This window comes from Alphaproteobacteria bacterium, assembly GCA_015231795.1.
Taxonomy (GTDB): Bacteria; Pseudomonadota; Alphaproteobacteria; order Rhodospirillales; family WMHbin7; genus WMHbin7.
This window is the reverse complement of sequence record JADGAX010000001.1, coordinates 161,018-176,770: the sequence shown is the minus strand read 5'-3', so window position 1 is coordinate 176,770 and position 15,753 is coordinate 161,018. Positions and strand designations below refer to the sequence as shown.

The 15,753-nt window shown below is 59.9% G+C and carries 14 protein-coding genes; 3 read left to right on the top strand and 11 right to left on the bottom strand.

The window, feature by feature from the left end; genetic code table 11:
* Positions 1-45: 45 nt before the first annotated feature.
* The 4 genes from HQL44_00795 to HQL44_00780 all read right to left on the bottom strand — a co-directional run bounded on the left by HQL44_00795 (position 46) and on the right by HQL44_00780 (position 4,174).
* The gene (locus tag HQL44_00795) at positions 46-1,728 is read right to left on the bottom strand and encodes a TRAP transporter large permease subunit (GenBank protein ID MBF0267105.1); all 1,683 of its coding nucleotides are present in this window, start codon (positions 1,726-1,728) and stop codon (positions 46-48) included.
* The gene (locus HQL44_00790; GenBank protein ID MBF0267104.1) at positions 1,725-2,288 is read right to left on the bottom strand and encodes a TRAP transporter small permease subunit; all 564 of its coding nucleotides are present in this window, start codon (positions 2,286-2,288) and stop codon (positions 1,725-1,727) included. Before HQL44_00790 ends, HQL44_00795 begins: the two co-directional genes overlap by 4 nt.
* A 102-nt stretch (positions 2,289-2,390) precedes the next feature.
* Positions 2,391-3,674: a TRAP transporter large permease subunit gene (locus HQL44_00785; protein ID MBF0267103.1), complete on the bottom strand. Its 1,284-nt coding sequence runs from the start codon at positions 3,672-3,674 to the stop codon at positions 2,391-2,393.
* Positions 3,674-4,174 carry a hypothetical protein gene (locus tag HQL44_00780; GenBank protein MBF0267102.1) on the bottom strand — a complete coding sequence of 167 codons (501 nt, stop codon included), beginning with the start codon at positions 4,172-4,174 and terminating at the stop codon, positions 3,674-3,676. Before HQL44_00780 ends, HQL44_00785 begins: the two co-directional genes overlap by 1 nt.
* 117 nt (positions 4,175-4,291) lie before the next feature.
* Between HQL44_00780 and HQL44_00775 the strand changes: the two genes are divergently transcribed.
* From HQL44_00775 to HQL44_00765, 3 genes are all read left to right on the top strand, one after another.
* Positions 4,292-5,881, top strand: a complete 1,590-nt coding sequence (locus tag HQL44_00775; GenBank protein ID MBF0267101.1) for an MASE1 domain-containing protein — start codon at positions 4,292-4,294, stop codon at positions 5,879-5,881.
* Positions 5,874-6,476, top strand: a complete 603-nt coding sequence (locus HQL44_00770) for a response regulator transcription factor (protein ID MBF0267100.1) — start codon at positions 5,874-5,876, stop codon at positions 6,474-6,476. Before HQL44_00775 ends, HQL44_00770 begins: the two co-directional genes overlap by 8 nt.
* 162 nt (positions 6,477-6,638) lie before the next feature.
* A complete protein-coding gene (locus HQL44_00765; GenBank protein ID MBF0267099.1) occupies positions 6,639-8,393 on the top strand; it encodes a SulP family inorganic anion transporter in 1,755 nt (584 codons plus the stop codon).
* A gap of 47 nt (positions 8,394-8,440) precedes the next feature.
* Here HQL44_00765 and HQL44_00760 read toward each other — a convergent pair whose 3' ends face one another.
* Genes HQL44_00760 through lepB form a run of 7 tightly spaced genes read right to left on the bottom strand, consistent with a single transcriptional unit; the run spans position 8,441 to position 15,629 of the window.
* Entirely contained in the window at positions 8,441-9,892 is a 1,452-nt protein-coding gene (locus HQL44_00760; protein MBF0267098.1) for a multicopper oxidase family protein, read from the bottom strand.
* Between the two features lie 33 nt (positions 9,893-9,925).
* A complete protein-coding gene (locus tag HQL44_00755; GenBank protein MBF0267097.1) occupies positions 9,926-10,282 on the bottom strand; it encodes a hypothetical protein in 357 nt (118 codons plus the stop codon).
* A gap of 47 nt (positions 10,283-10,329) precedes the next feature.
* Positions 10,330-12,558, bottom strand: a complete 2,229-nt coding sequence (gene parC / locus HQL44_00750) for a DNA topoisomerase IV subunit A (GenBank protein ID MBF0267096.1) — start codon at positions 12,556-12,558, stop codon at positions 10,330-10,332.
* Between the two features lie 21 nt (positions 12,559-12,579).
* A complete protein-coding gene (recO, locus tag HQL44_00745; GenBank protein ID MBF0267095.1) occupies positions 12,580-13,281 on the bottom strand; it encodes a DNA repair protein RecO in 702 nt (233 codons plus the stop codon).
* 18 nt (positions 13,282-13,299) lie between these two features.
* Positions 13,300-14,190, bottom strand: coding sequence for a GTPase Era (gene era, locus HQL44_00740; GenBank protein ID MBF0267094.1), 891 nt, complete (start codon positions 14,188-14,190; stop codon positions 13,300-13,302).
* Entirely contained in the window at positions 14,187-14,849 is a 663-nt protein-coding gene (rnc, locus tag HQL44_00735; protein ID MBF0267093.1) for a ribonuclease III, read from the bottom strand. Before rnc ends, era begins: the two co-directional genes overlap by 4 nt.
* 3 nt (positions 14,850-14,852) lie before the next feature.
* Complete coding sequence (gene lepB, locus HQL44_00730) at positions 14,853-15,629, bottom strand: signal peptidase I (GenBank protein ID MBF0267092.1); 777 nt, start codon at positions 15,627-15,629, stop codon at positions 14,853-14,855.
* Positions 15,630-15,753: the final 124 nt, after the last annotated feature.

Here is a 15,753-nt window from a genome sequence, read left to right as displayed (position 1 = left end):
CTCTCGCGAGCGGGGCTTTTTTTGACTGTACGGTTTCGCCAGAATCTATTGCGGTTTTTTCGGCTCATCCTCACCGGCGGGGACCGCTTCGTCACCTTCCCCCTCGGGCTTGTTGTCCTCGAACATCGGCGTTCCATATTCCTCGGGCGTGAAGTTCAATTCGATCTTCGAAGGATCGATCTTCTTCTGATCGTCTAGCGATCCCAGCACCAGATCGGGCAGGAAAATCAGGACGCAAACCATGATGACCTGGATCACCACAAAGGGCACGGCGCCCCAATAGATTTGCCCCGTCGTAATGCGCGCCGTCAGCTTGCCCGTGACTTTGTCGACGTAATCTTGCGTGGGCGCCACGCTGCGCAAATAGAATAGCGCAAAGCCAAAGGGCGGATGCATGAACGAGGTTTGCATATTCACGCCCAACAGCACGCCGAACCAGATCAGGTCGATGCCCAGTTTGTCGGCCACCGGCGCCAATAGCGGCACGACGATAAAGGCCAATTCGAAGAAATCGAGGAAGAAGGCCAGCACGAAGATCAGGATATTCACCACGATCAGGAAGCCGACCTGGCCGCCCGGCAGATCGAGCAACAGATGCTCGACCCACAGATCGCCGTTCACGCCGCGGAAGACCAAACCGAACACCGTCGAACCGACCAGGATGAAAACGACGAAAGAGGTCAGCTTGGCCGTGCTTTCCATGGCCTGTTTCATCAAGCTGATGGACAGTTTCTGCTTTGCGAAGGCCATGATCAAAGCACCGGCTGCCCCCATGGCGCCACCCTCGGTCGGCGTGGCGATACCCAAAAAGATGGTGCCCAAAACCAGGAAGATCAGCGCAAGCGGCGGCACCATCACGATAACCACCTGCTGGGCCATGCGGCTGATCAGGCGCATCCCCAAGGCTTTGTGCAGAACGACCAGCAGATACAAAGCCAGCACTGGCAGGAACATGGCAAGAATGGGATCGAGGAATTGGGTCAGCAGCCAAGCCGTTCCCGCGCAAAGTCCGGTAATCGCCACGACGGAAGGGTAGCCCGCCGACCCGTCATCTTCCTTGATCGTGCGCGCCTCAAACGGCAGGGCCGGCGCGGCCTTGGGATTGAAGATGGTCACCGACAAGACATAGATGGCGTAGAAGGAGGTCAGGACCAGACCGGGAATGAAGGCGCCCTGATACATGTCGCCCACCGAGCGACCCAACTGATCGGCCATGATGATCAGCACCAGAGAAGGCGGAATGATCTGCGCCAAGGTGCCCGAGGCGGCGATGACGCCGGAGGCCAGCCTGCGGTCATAGCCGTAGCGCAGCATGATGGGCAGCGAGATAAGCCCCATGGAAATCACCGAGGCGGCGACGACGCCGGTGGTGGCGGCCAGCAACGCGCCGACGAAGATGACGGCGAAAGCCAAGCCGCCGCGCATGGTGCCGAATAGCTGGCCGACCGTATCCAGCAAATCCTCGGCCATGCCGCTGCGTTCAAGAACCAGCCCCATGAAAGTGAAGAAGGGAATGGCCAGCAGCGTGTCGTTGGACATGATGCCGAAGATGCGCTGCGGGAGTGCTTGCAATAGGTTTGGCGTCAGCAGCCCAAGCTCGATGCCGATCATGCCGAACATCAATCCATTGGCGGCCAGGGCGAAAGCCACCGGATAGCCCAGCAGCAAGAACACCACCAGGGCCGCGAACATCATGGGCGCCATGTTGTCGATCAGGAACTGGGTCATGACGCTTCTCCCGCTTTGACGGGAGTATGGTGTCCGCCATGCGGGCCTGGGTCTTCAAGATGGCCGGTCAGGATGGCGATCTTTTTCAGCATTTCGGACAGGCCTTGCAGGGTCAGAAGAATAAATCCGACGGGAACCAGAAGTTTCACCGGCCAGCGGATCAGGCCGCCGGTATTGGTTGACACTTCCTGCGTGGCGTAGGATTCGACCAGCATGGCCCAGGAAAGTTCGGTCAGCAGAACCGTCATCGGCAGCAGGAAGAACACCGCGCCCAGAATGTCGATCCAGATTTGCGCCTTGCGCGGCAAATGGCTGGAAACGACGTCGATGCGGATATGCTCGTTGCGAAGCAGCGTGAATCCCGCGCAGAGCAGGAAGACGGCCGAGAAAAGATACCACTGAGCTTCCAGCCAGGCGTTCGATCCGATATTTAGCGCGTAACGCAGGCTGGCGTTGCCTGCGCTGATGAGAACAGCGACCAATATCCCCCACATCACCGTCTTGCCGATCGCTTCGTTCATCTTGTCGACTAGACGACTCAATCCAAGAAGAAAATTCAAGGCGCGTCTCCGTTTTTCGTTTGTCTGGAGCTGGACTTAACTATGCCATGCGCTTGTCTGATTCGCCAGCGCGTAACGGCGGACGGAACTGGTATTACCTATTCACTCACCTTCACTGGGCGGCGCATATCCACGATCCTCATGCTCGCCCTGCGGCAGTGAATCGCTGGCGTTGCCGGGAATGAAAACATCTTCGTGCTTTTCAAGCTGCGCCGGAGCATCGACGGTCGGCCTGGGCTTGTCGGCTGGCTGTAACCCGATCCAGAATATTGCAACCGCGAAGGCGACGCCTTGGGTCAGGGGCAGCAAGATACGCTGGCGCAAGCTCATCTTAAGGGCTAGGCCGGACATCGGCGCCAGAATGAAGGCGGCGCCCAGCAGCATGGGAGAAATTCCCTTGGCGAGCAAAAGCGGCCCGGCCAGGGGAATGAACAAAATCGCCAAGGACAATGGCTCGATCAGCAGGCCCAGCAAGGCCAGAAGGACGGCCAACGCCAGCAGCAGCGACAGGACGTTGTCGTCGGGCAGGGCGGACAACAGGCTGTCCACAATCACAGCGCCGCCGATGCCTTGAAAGACAAGCATGAAGGCCGCCCCGGCGATCAAGGCGGCATAGACGGCGGCGGAACGACGCAAGGCGCGGTCGAGCGGGTCGCCCAATCGGTCAAGCCGCAATTCCTTGGCAAGAATCCCCAGCCCCAATGACAGGCCGACGCCAACCGCCCCCGCTTCCGCCGGACTGGCAAGGCCAAACAGTATGATGGCCGGAATGGAAATCGCCGCCAAACCGGCTAACATCGCGTGCCAATGGGAAATGGTGGTTTGGGCCTCGCCTTCAATGGCCGCCTCGTCGTTTCTTGCGACGCCAACCAAAAAGGCCAAACAGAGGCCAGGAACAATCATCGCCGACATAAGCGAAGGCGCATCAATCGGCGCTTGGGCATCATGTGAAGCCTTGCCAATCAAATCGGCCAAAAGAACGAGAAAGGGCGAAGCCGGGATCGCCCGTTCCAGCAAGGCGGAAACAGCCCTGCTTTTCTGATTGCCGCCTCCCCCACCCGACATGGCCAGCAAAGCGTCGCTGGCGGGAACGATCAGTCCAGCCAAACGCTGGCGCAAGGCACAAAAAGCGCTCGTGTCTTGCAACAGCGTACCCGAAAGCGCCAGCAGCGGAATGGCCAGCAGGACCTCGTTCTCCAGCAGCGTCTTCAACTGCCCGGCCAAGTCTCCCATCAGCACGATGTCGTAAACGCCAAGCAACTGCCCCACCAACAAGCCCAGCAAAGCGCCGCCAGCCAAAACCAAAGGGGTTGGCAATCCGGCCAGCAAGCCCAGCAGAACAAGAGCCAGCATCAAGGGTGCAAGAAAACCAGACTCGCCCATCATCAAGACTGCCTGGCTTGCATCAATCCAGCCAAGCCTTGCGAGAAAAGGCCCAAGGCCTCCAACCCCAGCGCCAAAGCCCCTACATCAATGGCCAGACGCCACCACAGGCTTTCCAAAAGGCCGCTTGGCTCGCCGATCAGTCCCGGTGCGGCAAGCGACAGCGATCCCGCGAACAGATCAAGCAGCAACGCCCATGGCAACACGATGCCAAGTCCCGCGCCAATCAACAGGACTGAGCGCGCCCTATGGGACAGAACACGAAAGATGAAGATAGCGTCGATGTCTGTCTTGAGCGCCACGCCGCTTCCCGCCAGCATGACCAGCGCCGTGCACCAGACATAGGCGGGCGGCATGCTCACCTCTCCCGATCCCAGAAGATGGCGCAACAGAAGAACGGCGATTCCCGCCCCCGCCACGGCCAGCAGCAGCCAGGATGCGGCATCGCCGATCCGCAAGCTCGCCCTTTCGGCCCAAGCAGCAAGGCTTGCAAAAACGCGCATGCCAGACACCTCCCTTTCTTTCTTATTCCCATCAGCTTATCAAACACATAAAGCGGATCGCAAGAAGGCCTTCGAAATGCCTCTTCAATTCCCGCGTATAATCTGGAGAATAGGGGGATGCCGGGATTACGCGATCTAGCCATTGGCGCCATCTATTTGACCTTGTACATGACCGCCGACTTGGCGGCGGCGGCGCATCGCTTTGCCGACCTCGCAGCGCATCCCTGGAATGCGGCGCCCGCCATCAGCTTTGCCATCGCGGCGCGCCATGGCCGAAACGGGCTGTGGTTCGCCGTAGCCGCCCCCCTGCTGGCCGGCCTGATCGATGGCGGTTTTCTTGCGACCCCTTTGTCGGCCATCCTGCGCATTGCTGCGGAAACCGCTGGCGCCGCCCTTGGCCTTGCGCTGCTGCATCCAAGAAATTCCGCCCCCGTTTGGAGCTTGAAGCGACGGCGCGGCGTTCTCAGATTCCTGACCGCCGCCTCGGCAGCCTCGGCCCTGACCACGATCATCCTGGCAATTCCGCCTTTTCAGAATGCGGGATCGCTTGAAGCCGCACTGCTGCTATTTTTGTTCAATCTGGTGGCCATCCTGTCCATCGCCCCGCTCATTCTCATTTACGACAAGTCCTGGCGACATATCCGCTTTCAGACGCTGTTGAGCGGCGAAATCATCTTGCAGACCGGCGCGCTGACCCTGATCGCTTGGGAAGTGTTCGGGCAATTCGTCAATGCGGAAATCCACTTCTTCTATCTCCTTTTTCTTCCCTTTGCCTGGATCGCCACGCGTCATGGACAAACCGGCGCGGCGCTGGCCTTGGGCGCCATCTATGTCGCCCCCGTCCTGACAGATCTGTTGTACGGCCACGAAAGTGCCATGATCGTCGAAATGCAAATCCGCCTGGGCGTATTGGCCGTGACAAGCCTGCTGTTCGGCGCCATGACCGCCGAACGACGCGATGCCGAAATGCGCATGCAGGAGCGCCAGACCGAGCTGGCGCATTTCCAACGCTTGAACGTGGGTTGGGAAATGGCGTCCGCCCTGGCGCACGAATTGAACCAGCCCCTGACCGCCGCGATGAACCTGACCCAGGCGGCCTTGCGCCTTCTCAAATCGCCATCGCCCGACATTGAGCGCGCCGCCAACGTCATGAGCATGAGCGTGGACAGGGTCGAGCGGGTGGGACAGATCATCCATGGGCTGCGCGATTTCATGCGCAAGGGTGAATTGACTCTGTCCGCCAACGCGATGTCCGACATGGCCGATGACGCCATCCGGCTGGTCTCGGCGGAAGCCAATGCCGCAGGCGTCGCAATCCAGTCATCCGGCATGTCGGCCCTGCCCGAGGTCATGGCCGACAAGACGCAAATCGTTCAGGTTCTGATCAACCTGTTGCGCAACGCCATTCAATCTCTGACCTTGTCGAAAACCCAGCATCCGCAGATAACCGTTGCCGGAAGGATCGATATGGACATGATCGAAATATCTGTCGCCGATAATGGCCCCGGCATGCCGAAAGACGTCATGGACCATCTGTTCGAACCATTCGTCACCACCAAGGTGGCGGGAATGGGGTTGGGGCTTTCCATCAGCAAGTCTATACTGGAAGCGCATGAGGGAAGATTGTGGGCCGAAAATGCGCCCACGAGCGGCGCCATTTTCCGGTTCACCCTGCCCCTGGCGAAAAGGGATTTAGAAGATGCCTGAAACACAGCCTATATTCGTTATCGACGATTCGGCCGATGTCCGAGACTCATTGGCCATTCTGCTGGACTCGGCTGGCTATCGCAGCAAAACCTTCGCTTCGGCGCTCGATTTTCTAAAAGCGGTGCAGCCGGGCTGGGCCGGGTGCATCGTAGCCGATGTGCGCATGCCCGGCATGACAGGCATCGAATTGTTGAAGGATTTGCGCCTGCGCGGCATCCGGCTGCCGGTCATCATCATCACCGCGCATGCCGATGTGCCGATGGCGGTGGCCGCCTTGAAGGCGGGCGCCGTCGATTTCATTCAAAAGCCGTTTCGCGACGAAGTTCTGCTGTCTAGCATCCGGTCTGCCCTGATGCCGCCGCTTAGGGAAACTTCAGCGCAATCCGCGGCAAGCAGCGGCTTCAACATGGACATCCTAAGCCCCAGGGAGCAGGATGTCTTGCTGCTGTTGGTGGCGGGTCACCCCAATAAGGTGGTGGCGGAAAGACTGGGGATCAGCACCCGAACCGTCGAAGTGCATCGCGCCCACATCATGGAAAAGACCGGCGCCAAAAACATCGCTGAACTTGTGCGCCTAGCCTGCGCCGTGGCTTAAGTCTGGCCTGGAACAAACGATATACGCCTTGCTAAGTAAGAGTCCCAATTGAGACGGATTCAGGCATCCGCCTATATTAGAAGTGACTAAGTTACCTGGGATTCCAGGAATCGCGGAGGGTTTCTAGAAGTGTCCATTTCCAAGACCGCCCGCTTCGGCTGGATGCGGAGCGTGTTTCCGTTTCTCACTTGGATGCCGTTGGTCAACCGGCGTTCGCTTGGCTCCGATTTGTCGGCGGGTCTGACCGGCGCCATCGTGGTTCTGCCGCAAGGAGTCGCCTTTGCGACCATCGCAGGCATGCCGCCGGAATATGGTTTGTATGCGGGAATCATCCCGGCCATCGTGGCGGCCCTGTTCGGATCAAGCTGGCATTTGGTGTCCGGGCCGACCACGGCGGCGTCGCTGGTTTTGTTCTCCTCGCTCTCGGCCCTGGCCGAGCCTGGTTCGGCGGACTATGTGAAACTGGCGCTAACCTTAGCCATGATGGTGGGGCTGCTGGAATTGGCCCTTGGGCTGTTTCGTCTGGGATCGATCGTCAATTTCATCTCGCATTCGGTGGTGATCGGATTCACGGCAGGCGCAGGCGTGCTGATCGCCGCCAATCAGATCAAGAATTATTTCGGTTTGCCGATTCCCCGCGGGGCACATTTCTCCGACATCTTCATCTATCTGTTCACGCATCTCAGCGCCATTTCCTGGGCCGTGGCGGGCGTGGCGACGACAACGCTGCTCAGCGGCATTCTGGTGCGCCGCTATCTGCCAAAAGTTCCCTATATGATCGTCGCCATCCTGGCGGGCAGCCTGCTTTCCGCCGCGCTCAATTTCTGGTTTGCGGCAGGCATTCCCACCGTCGGCGCCCTGCCCGCCAGCCTGCCGCCCCTTTCAGCGCCCAGCTTCGATCCGGCAGTCTGGAAACAACTGGCTTCGCCCGCCCTTGCCGTCACCCTGTTCGCCCTGACCGAGGCCTTGTCGATTTCCAGGGCGCTGGCCGTGCGCAGCGGCCAGCATATCAACGGCAATCAGGAATTCATCGGCCAGGGCCTGTCCAACGTCGCGGGCAGTTTCTTCTCGGCCTATGTCGCCACGGGTTCGTTCAACCGCAGCGGCCTCAATTTTGATTCGGGCGCCAAGACACCGCTGGCCGCCATCGTGGCAGGCGCCGCCCTGGCCTTGATCGTCGTCCTTGTCGCCCCCTTCGCCGCCTATATGCCAAACGCCGCCATGGCTGGCGTCTTGATGCTGGTTTCCTATGGCCTGATCGATCAACACCATATCCGTCAAATTCTAAAGACCAGCCGGGCGGAAAGCGCCGTCTTGCTGGTGACGTTCTTCTCAACGCTGTTTCTTGAGCTGCAAGAAGCGATTTTCGCGGGCGTTCTGCTGTCGCTGCTGCTCTATCTCAACCGCACATCGCATCCCAAGATCAGCATCCGAGTCCCGGACCCGGATCATGCATCGCGCAAATTCATCACGAATCTGGCTTTGCCCGAATGTCCGCAGTTGCGCATCGTGCGCATCGACGGCTCGCTGTTTTTCGGCGCGGTCAATTATTTCCAGGAAACCTTGCGCACCTATGAGCAAGAGCACCCCGAGCAAAAGCGCCTGATGATCGAAATGTCGGGAGTCAATTTCGTCGATATCGCGGGCGCCGAAGCCTTGGCGCAGGAAGCCAAACGCTTTCGCAAACGCGGCGGCGCGCTGTATCTTCTGAACACCAAGGCAAGCGTGACCGAAACTTTGCATCAGGGCGGCTATGACGCCGAGATTGGGCCAGCGAATTTCTTTCACTCGAAAACGCAGGCCCTGCGCAACATCTATCCGCAGCTTGACCATGACATCTGCAAATCATGCAAACAGCATGTCTTCATTGAATGCAAGTTGGCGGGACGCAAGGAACCTATGGAAGACGCCGCGTAAAAGCGCATTCCCGCAGGCTGGCGCCTGCGGGAAGCGTTAAGCCAAGCTCAGATGTAATCGACCGTCGTCATCATGCCCGCCGCCATGTGGAACAGGTTGTGGCAGTGCAAGGGCCAGCGGCCTGGATTGTCGGCATCGAAGGCCACCGTCACCTCGCCCATCATGGAGGGCACGATCACGGTGTCGCGCACGGGACCGCTCACGGGTTTTCCTTGCAACGCCACCACCTGGAAATGGTGTCCGTGCAGATGCATGGGATGCATCATCATCGTGCGGTTGACCATGGTCAGTTCGATCCGCTCGCCCTTCTTTACCTTCAAGGGTTCGTTTTGGCCGTAAGCCTGGCCGTTGAGCGTCCACAGATACTTGCCCATGATTTCGCCCAGTTCCAACACCAGCTTGCGGTTGGGTTTCTTCTCGGCCAATGGCCTGACGGCCACCAGTCGGCTTTCCAGCGACAGGTCCAACAGTTTCGACGCAGCCTTGCCCTCGCCAGACAGCTTGCTCACCTTGGCGCCGCTCGTCGCCAGAATGACACCCGTCCGCTCAATGGCCGCCTCGCGCAGGGCCAGGATGGGAAAAGCCCCGCCATCCTTCGGAATATCAACCAGCAGATCGATCCGTTGCCCCATCGACAGCGGAAAATTCTTACCCTGAACGGGCCTGACCGGATTGCCATCGACGCTTAAGGTCATGGCCGTCAAGCCGCCGGTGTCGATGGTAAAGCCGGTGGTGGTGGCGCCGTTGATGATGCGCAGCCGCACCCGCCCACCCTTCTCGACCTTGACGATCTCGGGATCGTCCAGCGTGCGATCGTTGGCGAGATAGGCGTCGTAATCGACATCGTTGGCATGGCCCATGGTCATAGGGGCGACATTGCCGCCATGGTTCATATGGCTGCCATGTTCATGGCCGCTGGCGCCATGCCGGGGAGCGGGCGCTGGCATGGCATGACCGCTATGATTGCCGCCACCGCCTTGCAAATCGCTCAGGATTTCCTCGGGCCATTTGAAGGTGAAGTCGTGCAGCAAGATCACCACTTCCTGCACGTTTTCCTTCGCATCCTCGCGCACGATCAAGGGGGCCGCCATCAGAAGCTGTTCTTGAAGGCCGTGATGCGAATGCATCCAGTGGGTGCCGGGGCGCAAGGGGAAATCGTAATCCCAGCTTTGGCCATCCTTCAGCGCATCCTGGCCGATGCCGGGCACGCCATCCTGGGCCATGGGCGGGGTCTGCCCATGCCAATGGATCAGACTGGATTCGCCCGCCTTGTTGGTAAGGCGCACCCTGAAACGCTCGCCCGCCTTGGCGCGCAAGCCCTGCGTCCCGTCGGGTTGGCGGATGGCGAAAACGCTGGCCGCCTTGCCCTTGACCTCAAGCGTGCGCTTTTCGATGGAGAGTTGGACCGGCGATGCGGCCTGCGCGTTTTTCGGCAATGTGGCCCAGGCGCTTGCCATGGCCGTGGCCGCCAGCAACTGGCGGCGTGACAGATCGATCATGAAATCCTCGTTGTTCGTCGTTTCAAAAAATGGTCAGACGACGGACAAGGATTTCGGAGGCGGCGTATCGAGCGAGATGGAAATCCCCTGCCTTTCTTGCGGTTCCGGCAAGGCGAATCCCAAAACGGCCACGCGGATGGGAAGACGCATCGGCTCGGGCAGGAAGATCGCCATGCCAGGACAGGCCTGACAGGCGGCCTGCGGAACCGTTGAAGCAGGCATTTGATCGGCCAAGACATCTTGGCAATGGCCTTCTTGCGCTTGCGCATGATGGGCGGGGGTGGTCGTTTGCTCGAACGACATGACCGGCGCCGCATGCGACAGCATCAGCGCGAGCGCCAAAAGCCCGTTCGCCAGCCATTTCCGCCATGTTCCCGCAGTCAGGATCATGGAACCAGTTTTAGGCAAGTTGGGGCTAGGTTCAAGGGGAGATTTTACTACCCGTCGAAGCGGTTCGAGCGCGGAAAACCAGTGGGCGGCAGACGGCCCGCCTGGGCGCGTTCGCCGATCCAGGGTCCCAGGTCGGTTTCAGTGCGCACGCGGCCGCCGACGATCCAGCTAAGGCCTTCCTTCTTCACGAAGACCTTCAGATCGGACAGATGCGCATCCTTGTAGCGCTGCAAGATCACGCCGCGCCCCTTGCCCATTTCGGGCACTTGGTTCAGCGGGAAGATCAGCATCTTGCGGTTCTCGCCGATAATGGCGACATGATCGCCATCGGCGGGAACGGCGAACATCGCCTTGTCGTCGTCGTCCAGATTCATCACCTGCTTGCCGGTTCTGGTCGATGCCAGAACTTCGGTTTCCTCGACCACGAAACCGCGCCCCAGGGCCGAGGCCAGCAGCAGCTTGTCGCCCGGCTTGTGGACGACCAGTGTCACGATTTCGGCATCGTTGGGCAGATCGATCATCAGGCGGATAGGTTCGCCATGGCCGCGCCCCTTGGGCAGCTTGTCGCCAGACAGCGTATAGAAGCGGCCGTTCGAGGCGAAAACCAGGATTTTCGAGGTGGTGGCGGCAGGCAAGATAAAGGCCGGTCCATCGCCTTCCTTGTATTTCAGTTCCGCCGTGTCTTCCAGATGGCCCTTCATGGCGCGCACCCAGCCTTTTTCGGACAGGACAACGGTCAGTTCCTCGTGCTCGACCATGGCTTCCATGGGCACGTCGATCACCGGCGGCGGGCCGGAAATATCGCTTCTGCGCTTGCCAAGCGCCGTCTCGGGGCCGAATTTCTTGCGGATGTCCTTGATCTCGGCGCCGATGGCCCGCCAACGCTTGGCCTCGTCGGCCAGCAGCGATTCCAACTCGGTCTTTTCGGCGCTCAAGCGATCATGTTCGCGCTTGATTTCGATTTCTTCCAGCTTGCGCAAGGCCCTAAGCCGCATGTTCAAGATGGCTTCGGCCTGCACGTCCGACAGCTTGAACTTCTTCATCAATGCGGGCTTGGGTTCATCCTCGTTGCGGATGATCTTGATCACCGCATCCAGGTTGAGATAGGCCACCAGATAACCGCCCAGCACTTCCAGCCGGTGATCGATGCGGCCCAGCCGGTGCCTAGCCCGGCGCTCCAGCACCACCATGCGGTGATCAAGGAAGGCACGCAGAACTTCCTTCAAATTCATGACGCGCGGCACGCCATCTGCGTCCAGCACATTCATGTTGAGCGAGATGCGTGTTTCCAGATCGGTCTGGCGGAACAACTGCTCCATCAGCACTTCGGGCTGGGCGGTGCGGTTCTTGGGTTCGAAAACGACGCGCACGATATCGGTTGATTCATCGCGCACATCGGCCAGCAGCGGCAGCTTCTTTTCGGACAATAGTCCGGCGATGCGCTCGATCAGCTTGGCCTTCTGCACCTGATAGGGAATTTCCGTGACCACCACTTGCCACAGGCCGTGCTTGAGCTTTTCCACTTCCCAGCGGGCACGCAGGCGAAATCCGCCGCGCCCGGTGCGATAGGCTTCCAGGATGTTCTCGCCCGGCTCGGCCAGGATGCCGCCGGTAGGAAAATCGGGGCCACGCACGAACTGCACCAGTTCGTCCACCGAACAGCCGGGCTTCTTGATGATGTGCGACAGAGCGTCGCAAAGTTCCGAAACATTGTGCGGCGGAATATTGGTCGCCATGCCGACCGCGATGCCCGACGAACCATTGGCCAGCAGATTGGGAAAAGCCGAGGGCATGACCACGGGTTCGGATTCCGACCCGTCATAGGTGGGCCTGAAATCGACGGCGTCTTCGTCAAGCCCATCCATCAGGGCCTGGGCCACCGCCGTCAGCTTCGATTCCGTGTAGCGCATGGCGGCAGCGTTGTCGCCGTCGATATTGCCGAAATTGCCCTGCCCCTCCACCAACGGATAGCGCACCGCGAAATCCTGGGCTAGGCGCACCATCGCCTCGTACACGGCGGAATCGCCATGCGGGTGATATTTACCGATGACGTCGCCAACCACGCGCGCGCACTTCTTGAAACCGGACTCGGGGTCCAGCTTCAACTGGCGCATGGCGTACAGAATGCGCCGATGCACGGGCTTCAGCCCGTCGCGCACGTCGGGCAGCGAACGGGAAACGATGGTCGACAGGGCATAGGCCAGATAGCGCTCGCTGAGCGCATCGGCCAGACCGGTATCGCGGATTTCGCCGCCGTTGGGGGACAGTTCGTTCATGGGGGCTAGATATAGTGGGTATCAGCCCAGCCGGTCAACAAGCCGTGTGCGGGCGGCAGGCAAAGGGCGGCCCAAATGGTTGAAAAGCCAGGATTCCAGGAAATAGCCGGTCAGTTTCAGGCCATCGGCGATGCTGCCGCCTTCTCCCTCAACTAAGAATCCCGGCAGTTTCAATAGCTTATCCTTCCAGGGCGCCCCCGCCGACAGGCTGACGGCGCGGCCCGACTTGGGCGAGACATAGGCCAGTTGGTCATTCTTGCCAGTGGCGGCGCAGCAAGACAGGTCGATGCCGAAGCCCAGTTCGGCCAGCAAGATCATCTCCCAGCGAATATAGGCCTGCTCCCAGCCCTCCTCGCCCAGGATGACCAACAGGGCCGACAGCGAGTCGAACAGGCTGCTATGCGGCTCGCGCTCGGGCAGGGCGGTTTCCACCAGCGACAAGGCGGAGATCAAGGCCGCCAGCCTTGCCGGATGCGCCAGATGGCGGGCGGCGTGGTTGCTGCGCACCTCGCAAGCCAGCGACCCCAGTTGTTCTTCCAGGCGCGCCCGCCAAACCGCGTGGACAAGATTGCCGGGTTCGTACTGGCCCGCCGCCCTTTTGCCCGCCCCGCCACGCACCAGCCCGGCATGGCGCCCATGCTCGCGGGTGAGCAGGCTGACGATTAGCCCGCTTTCGCCGAATTTTCGGGTCGTTAAGACAATGCCGTCGTCGGTCCAGTCCATGGGGAAAGGATAGAGCGGTTAGGCCTCGAAATCCAATCCCCAGGTGGAATAGCGCTCGCGGTCTTCTTGCCAGTTTTCGCGCACCTTGACGAACAAGAACAGATGGACCTTGCGTTCCAGCAACTGCTCAAGCTCTTGGCGCGCCGACTGGCCGATGGCCTTGACCATGGCCCCCTTCTCGCCCAGCACGATGGATTTCTGGCCGTCGCGCTCGACGTAAATTGTGACGTCGATCTTGGCGCTGCCGTCGCGGCGCTCTTCCCAGGCTTCGGTTTCCACGGTCGCCTGATAGGGCAGTTCCTGATAAAGCCTGTGATAAAGCTGCTCGCGCACAACTTCGGCGGCCAGCAAACGCTGGGGCATGTCGGACAGTTCATCTTCGGGATACAGATAGGGGCCTTCCGGCATCAATGACGCCAGCTTGTCGATCAGCACGTCGCAGCCGTCGCCGGTCAGGGCCGAGATCATGAAGACCTCGTCGAAACAGCCTTCGGCATGCAGCGATTCGGCCAGCTTCAACAACTTGCCCTTGTCCGACTGATCGACCTTGTTGAGCGCCAGCAAGGCGCGCTTCTTCTGTTCCTTCAAACGCGAAACGATGGCCTGGCTTTCAGCGTCGAATCCCTTGCGGGCATCGATCAGCAGCAACAGCACGTCAGCATCCTCGGCCCCGGTCCAGGCCGCCGCCACCATGGCGCGGTCAAGCCGGCGCTTGGGCTGAAAAATGCCCGGCGTATCCATCAGCACCACCTGACATTCGCCATGCATCACGATGCCGAGAACGCGGGTGCGCGTGGTCTGCACCTTCGATGAAACGATGGACACTTTGGAACCGACCAACTGATTGACCAGCGTCGATTTTCCGGCATTGGGCGCGCCCAGAACGGCGACAAATCCGGCTTTTTTCATGACTCAACCTTATCCAACAACGACTTGGCGGCCAACTGCTCGGCGGCGCGCTTCGAAGCCCCCTCGCCCGAAGCCGAATGGACGCCAACCTGAACCTTGACCTCGAACCTCGGATCATGCGCCGGGCCGCTCTGTCCCACAACAGTATAGACGGGCAGACCCAATGTGCGCGCCTGGCTCCATTCCTGCAACGCCGTCTTGGCGTCCTTGGGTGGCGTCAGGTCCAAAGACAGCATCGGCTCCCACAGGCGCAGGGCCAAGGCCTCGGCAGGGGCCAATCCGCCATCCAGATAGATGGCGCCCAGCAGCGCTTCCATCACATCGCCCAAGGCCGACGAACTACCCTGGCCGCCTGCTTCCATCTCGCCCTTGGAAAACCTGATGAACGAGCCGATGTCGAGCAAGCGGGCGGCCTTGGCCGCCGTCTCGCGGCTGACCAACTGGGCATGGCGCTTGGCCAGATCACCCTCGGCCTCGTGAGGAAAACGCTCGATCAGCAAACGCGCCACCACCAAGCCCAGCACCCGGTCGCCCAGGAATTCCAGGCGCTGATAGCTGGGAGACAAGGGCGCCGAGGCGCTGGGATGCGTCAGGGCCTCGGTCAGCAAGGATGGGTTGTTGAAGCGATGACCTAGGCGGAGTTCGATATCCCTGGCCATTGCCTAACGCACGGCGCCGAAGAAGCGCGAGAAACGCGTGGCCGAGGGCCATTTCCAGAATTCGAACAGGCTGGCCGAACCATCGGTCGAGAACCACAGGAACTCCGCCCGCCCCACCAGATTTTCAGAGGGGATATATCCCACTTCCGACAGGAAACGGCTGTCCTTGGAATTATCGCGATTGTCGCCCATGGCGAAGAAATGGTTCTCGGGAACCACATATTCATGCGTGTCGTCCTGAGGCAGCATGTCGCTGATCTCGATGATCGGATGCACCCGCCCGCCCGGCAGCGTTTCCAGATACTGGACCATGCGCGTCGTGTTGCCATGCTCGTTCTTGAAGACGAAATCGGCGATGCGCTCGCGCTTCACCGCTTCGCCATTGATGTGCAAGATTCCGTTCTTCACCTGAATGCGGTCGCCGGGCAGTCCCACGATGCGCTTGATGTAGTCGGTCTTGTTGTCGGTGGGCAGCTTGAAGACCGCCACGTCGCCGCGCTCTGGCGCGCCCTTGAAAAGTCGCCCTTTGAAGGGAGCGGCGCTGAAAGGAAAAGAATGTCTCGAATAGCCGTAGGAAAATTTCGAAACGAACAGATAGTCGCCCACCAGAAGCGTGGGAATCATCGACCCCGAGGGAATGTTGAACGGTTCATAAGCCAAGGTGCGAATGCCAAGCGCGATCAATCCCGCATAAAGCACGGTCTTCGTGGTCTCGCTCCAGGAACCATCCTGGGGCTTGGGCTTTTTGCGCGCCTGACTGCTGGCGAAGAATCGGGAAATATTGAAATCCACTGGCAAAATCCTAGCTTTTCAGTCCGGGATGAAGCCAGTCCTGACCTTTAATGTCAAGGGCGCCTTGCCGCACCATTATCCCATTGCTTTTCTTGCAAATATAACCAGCTAT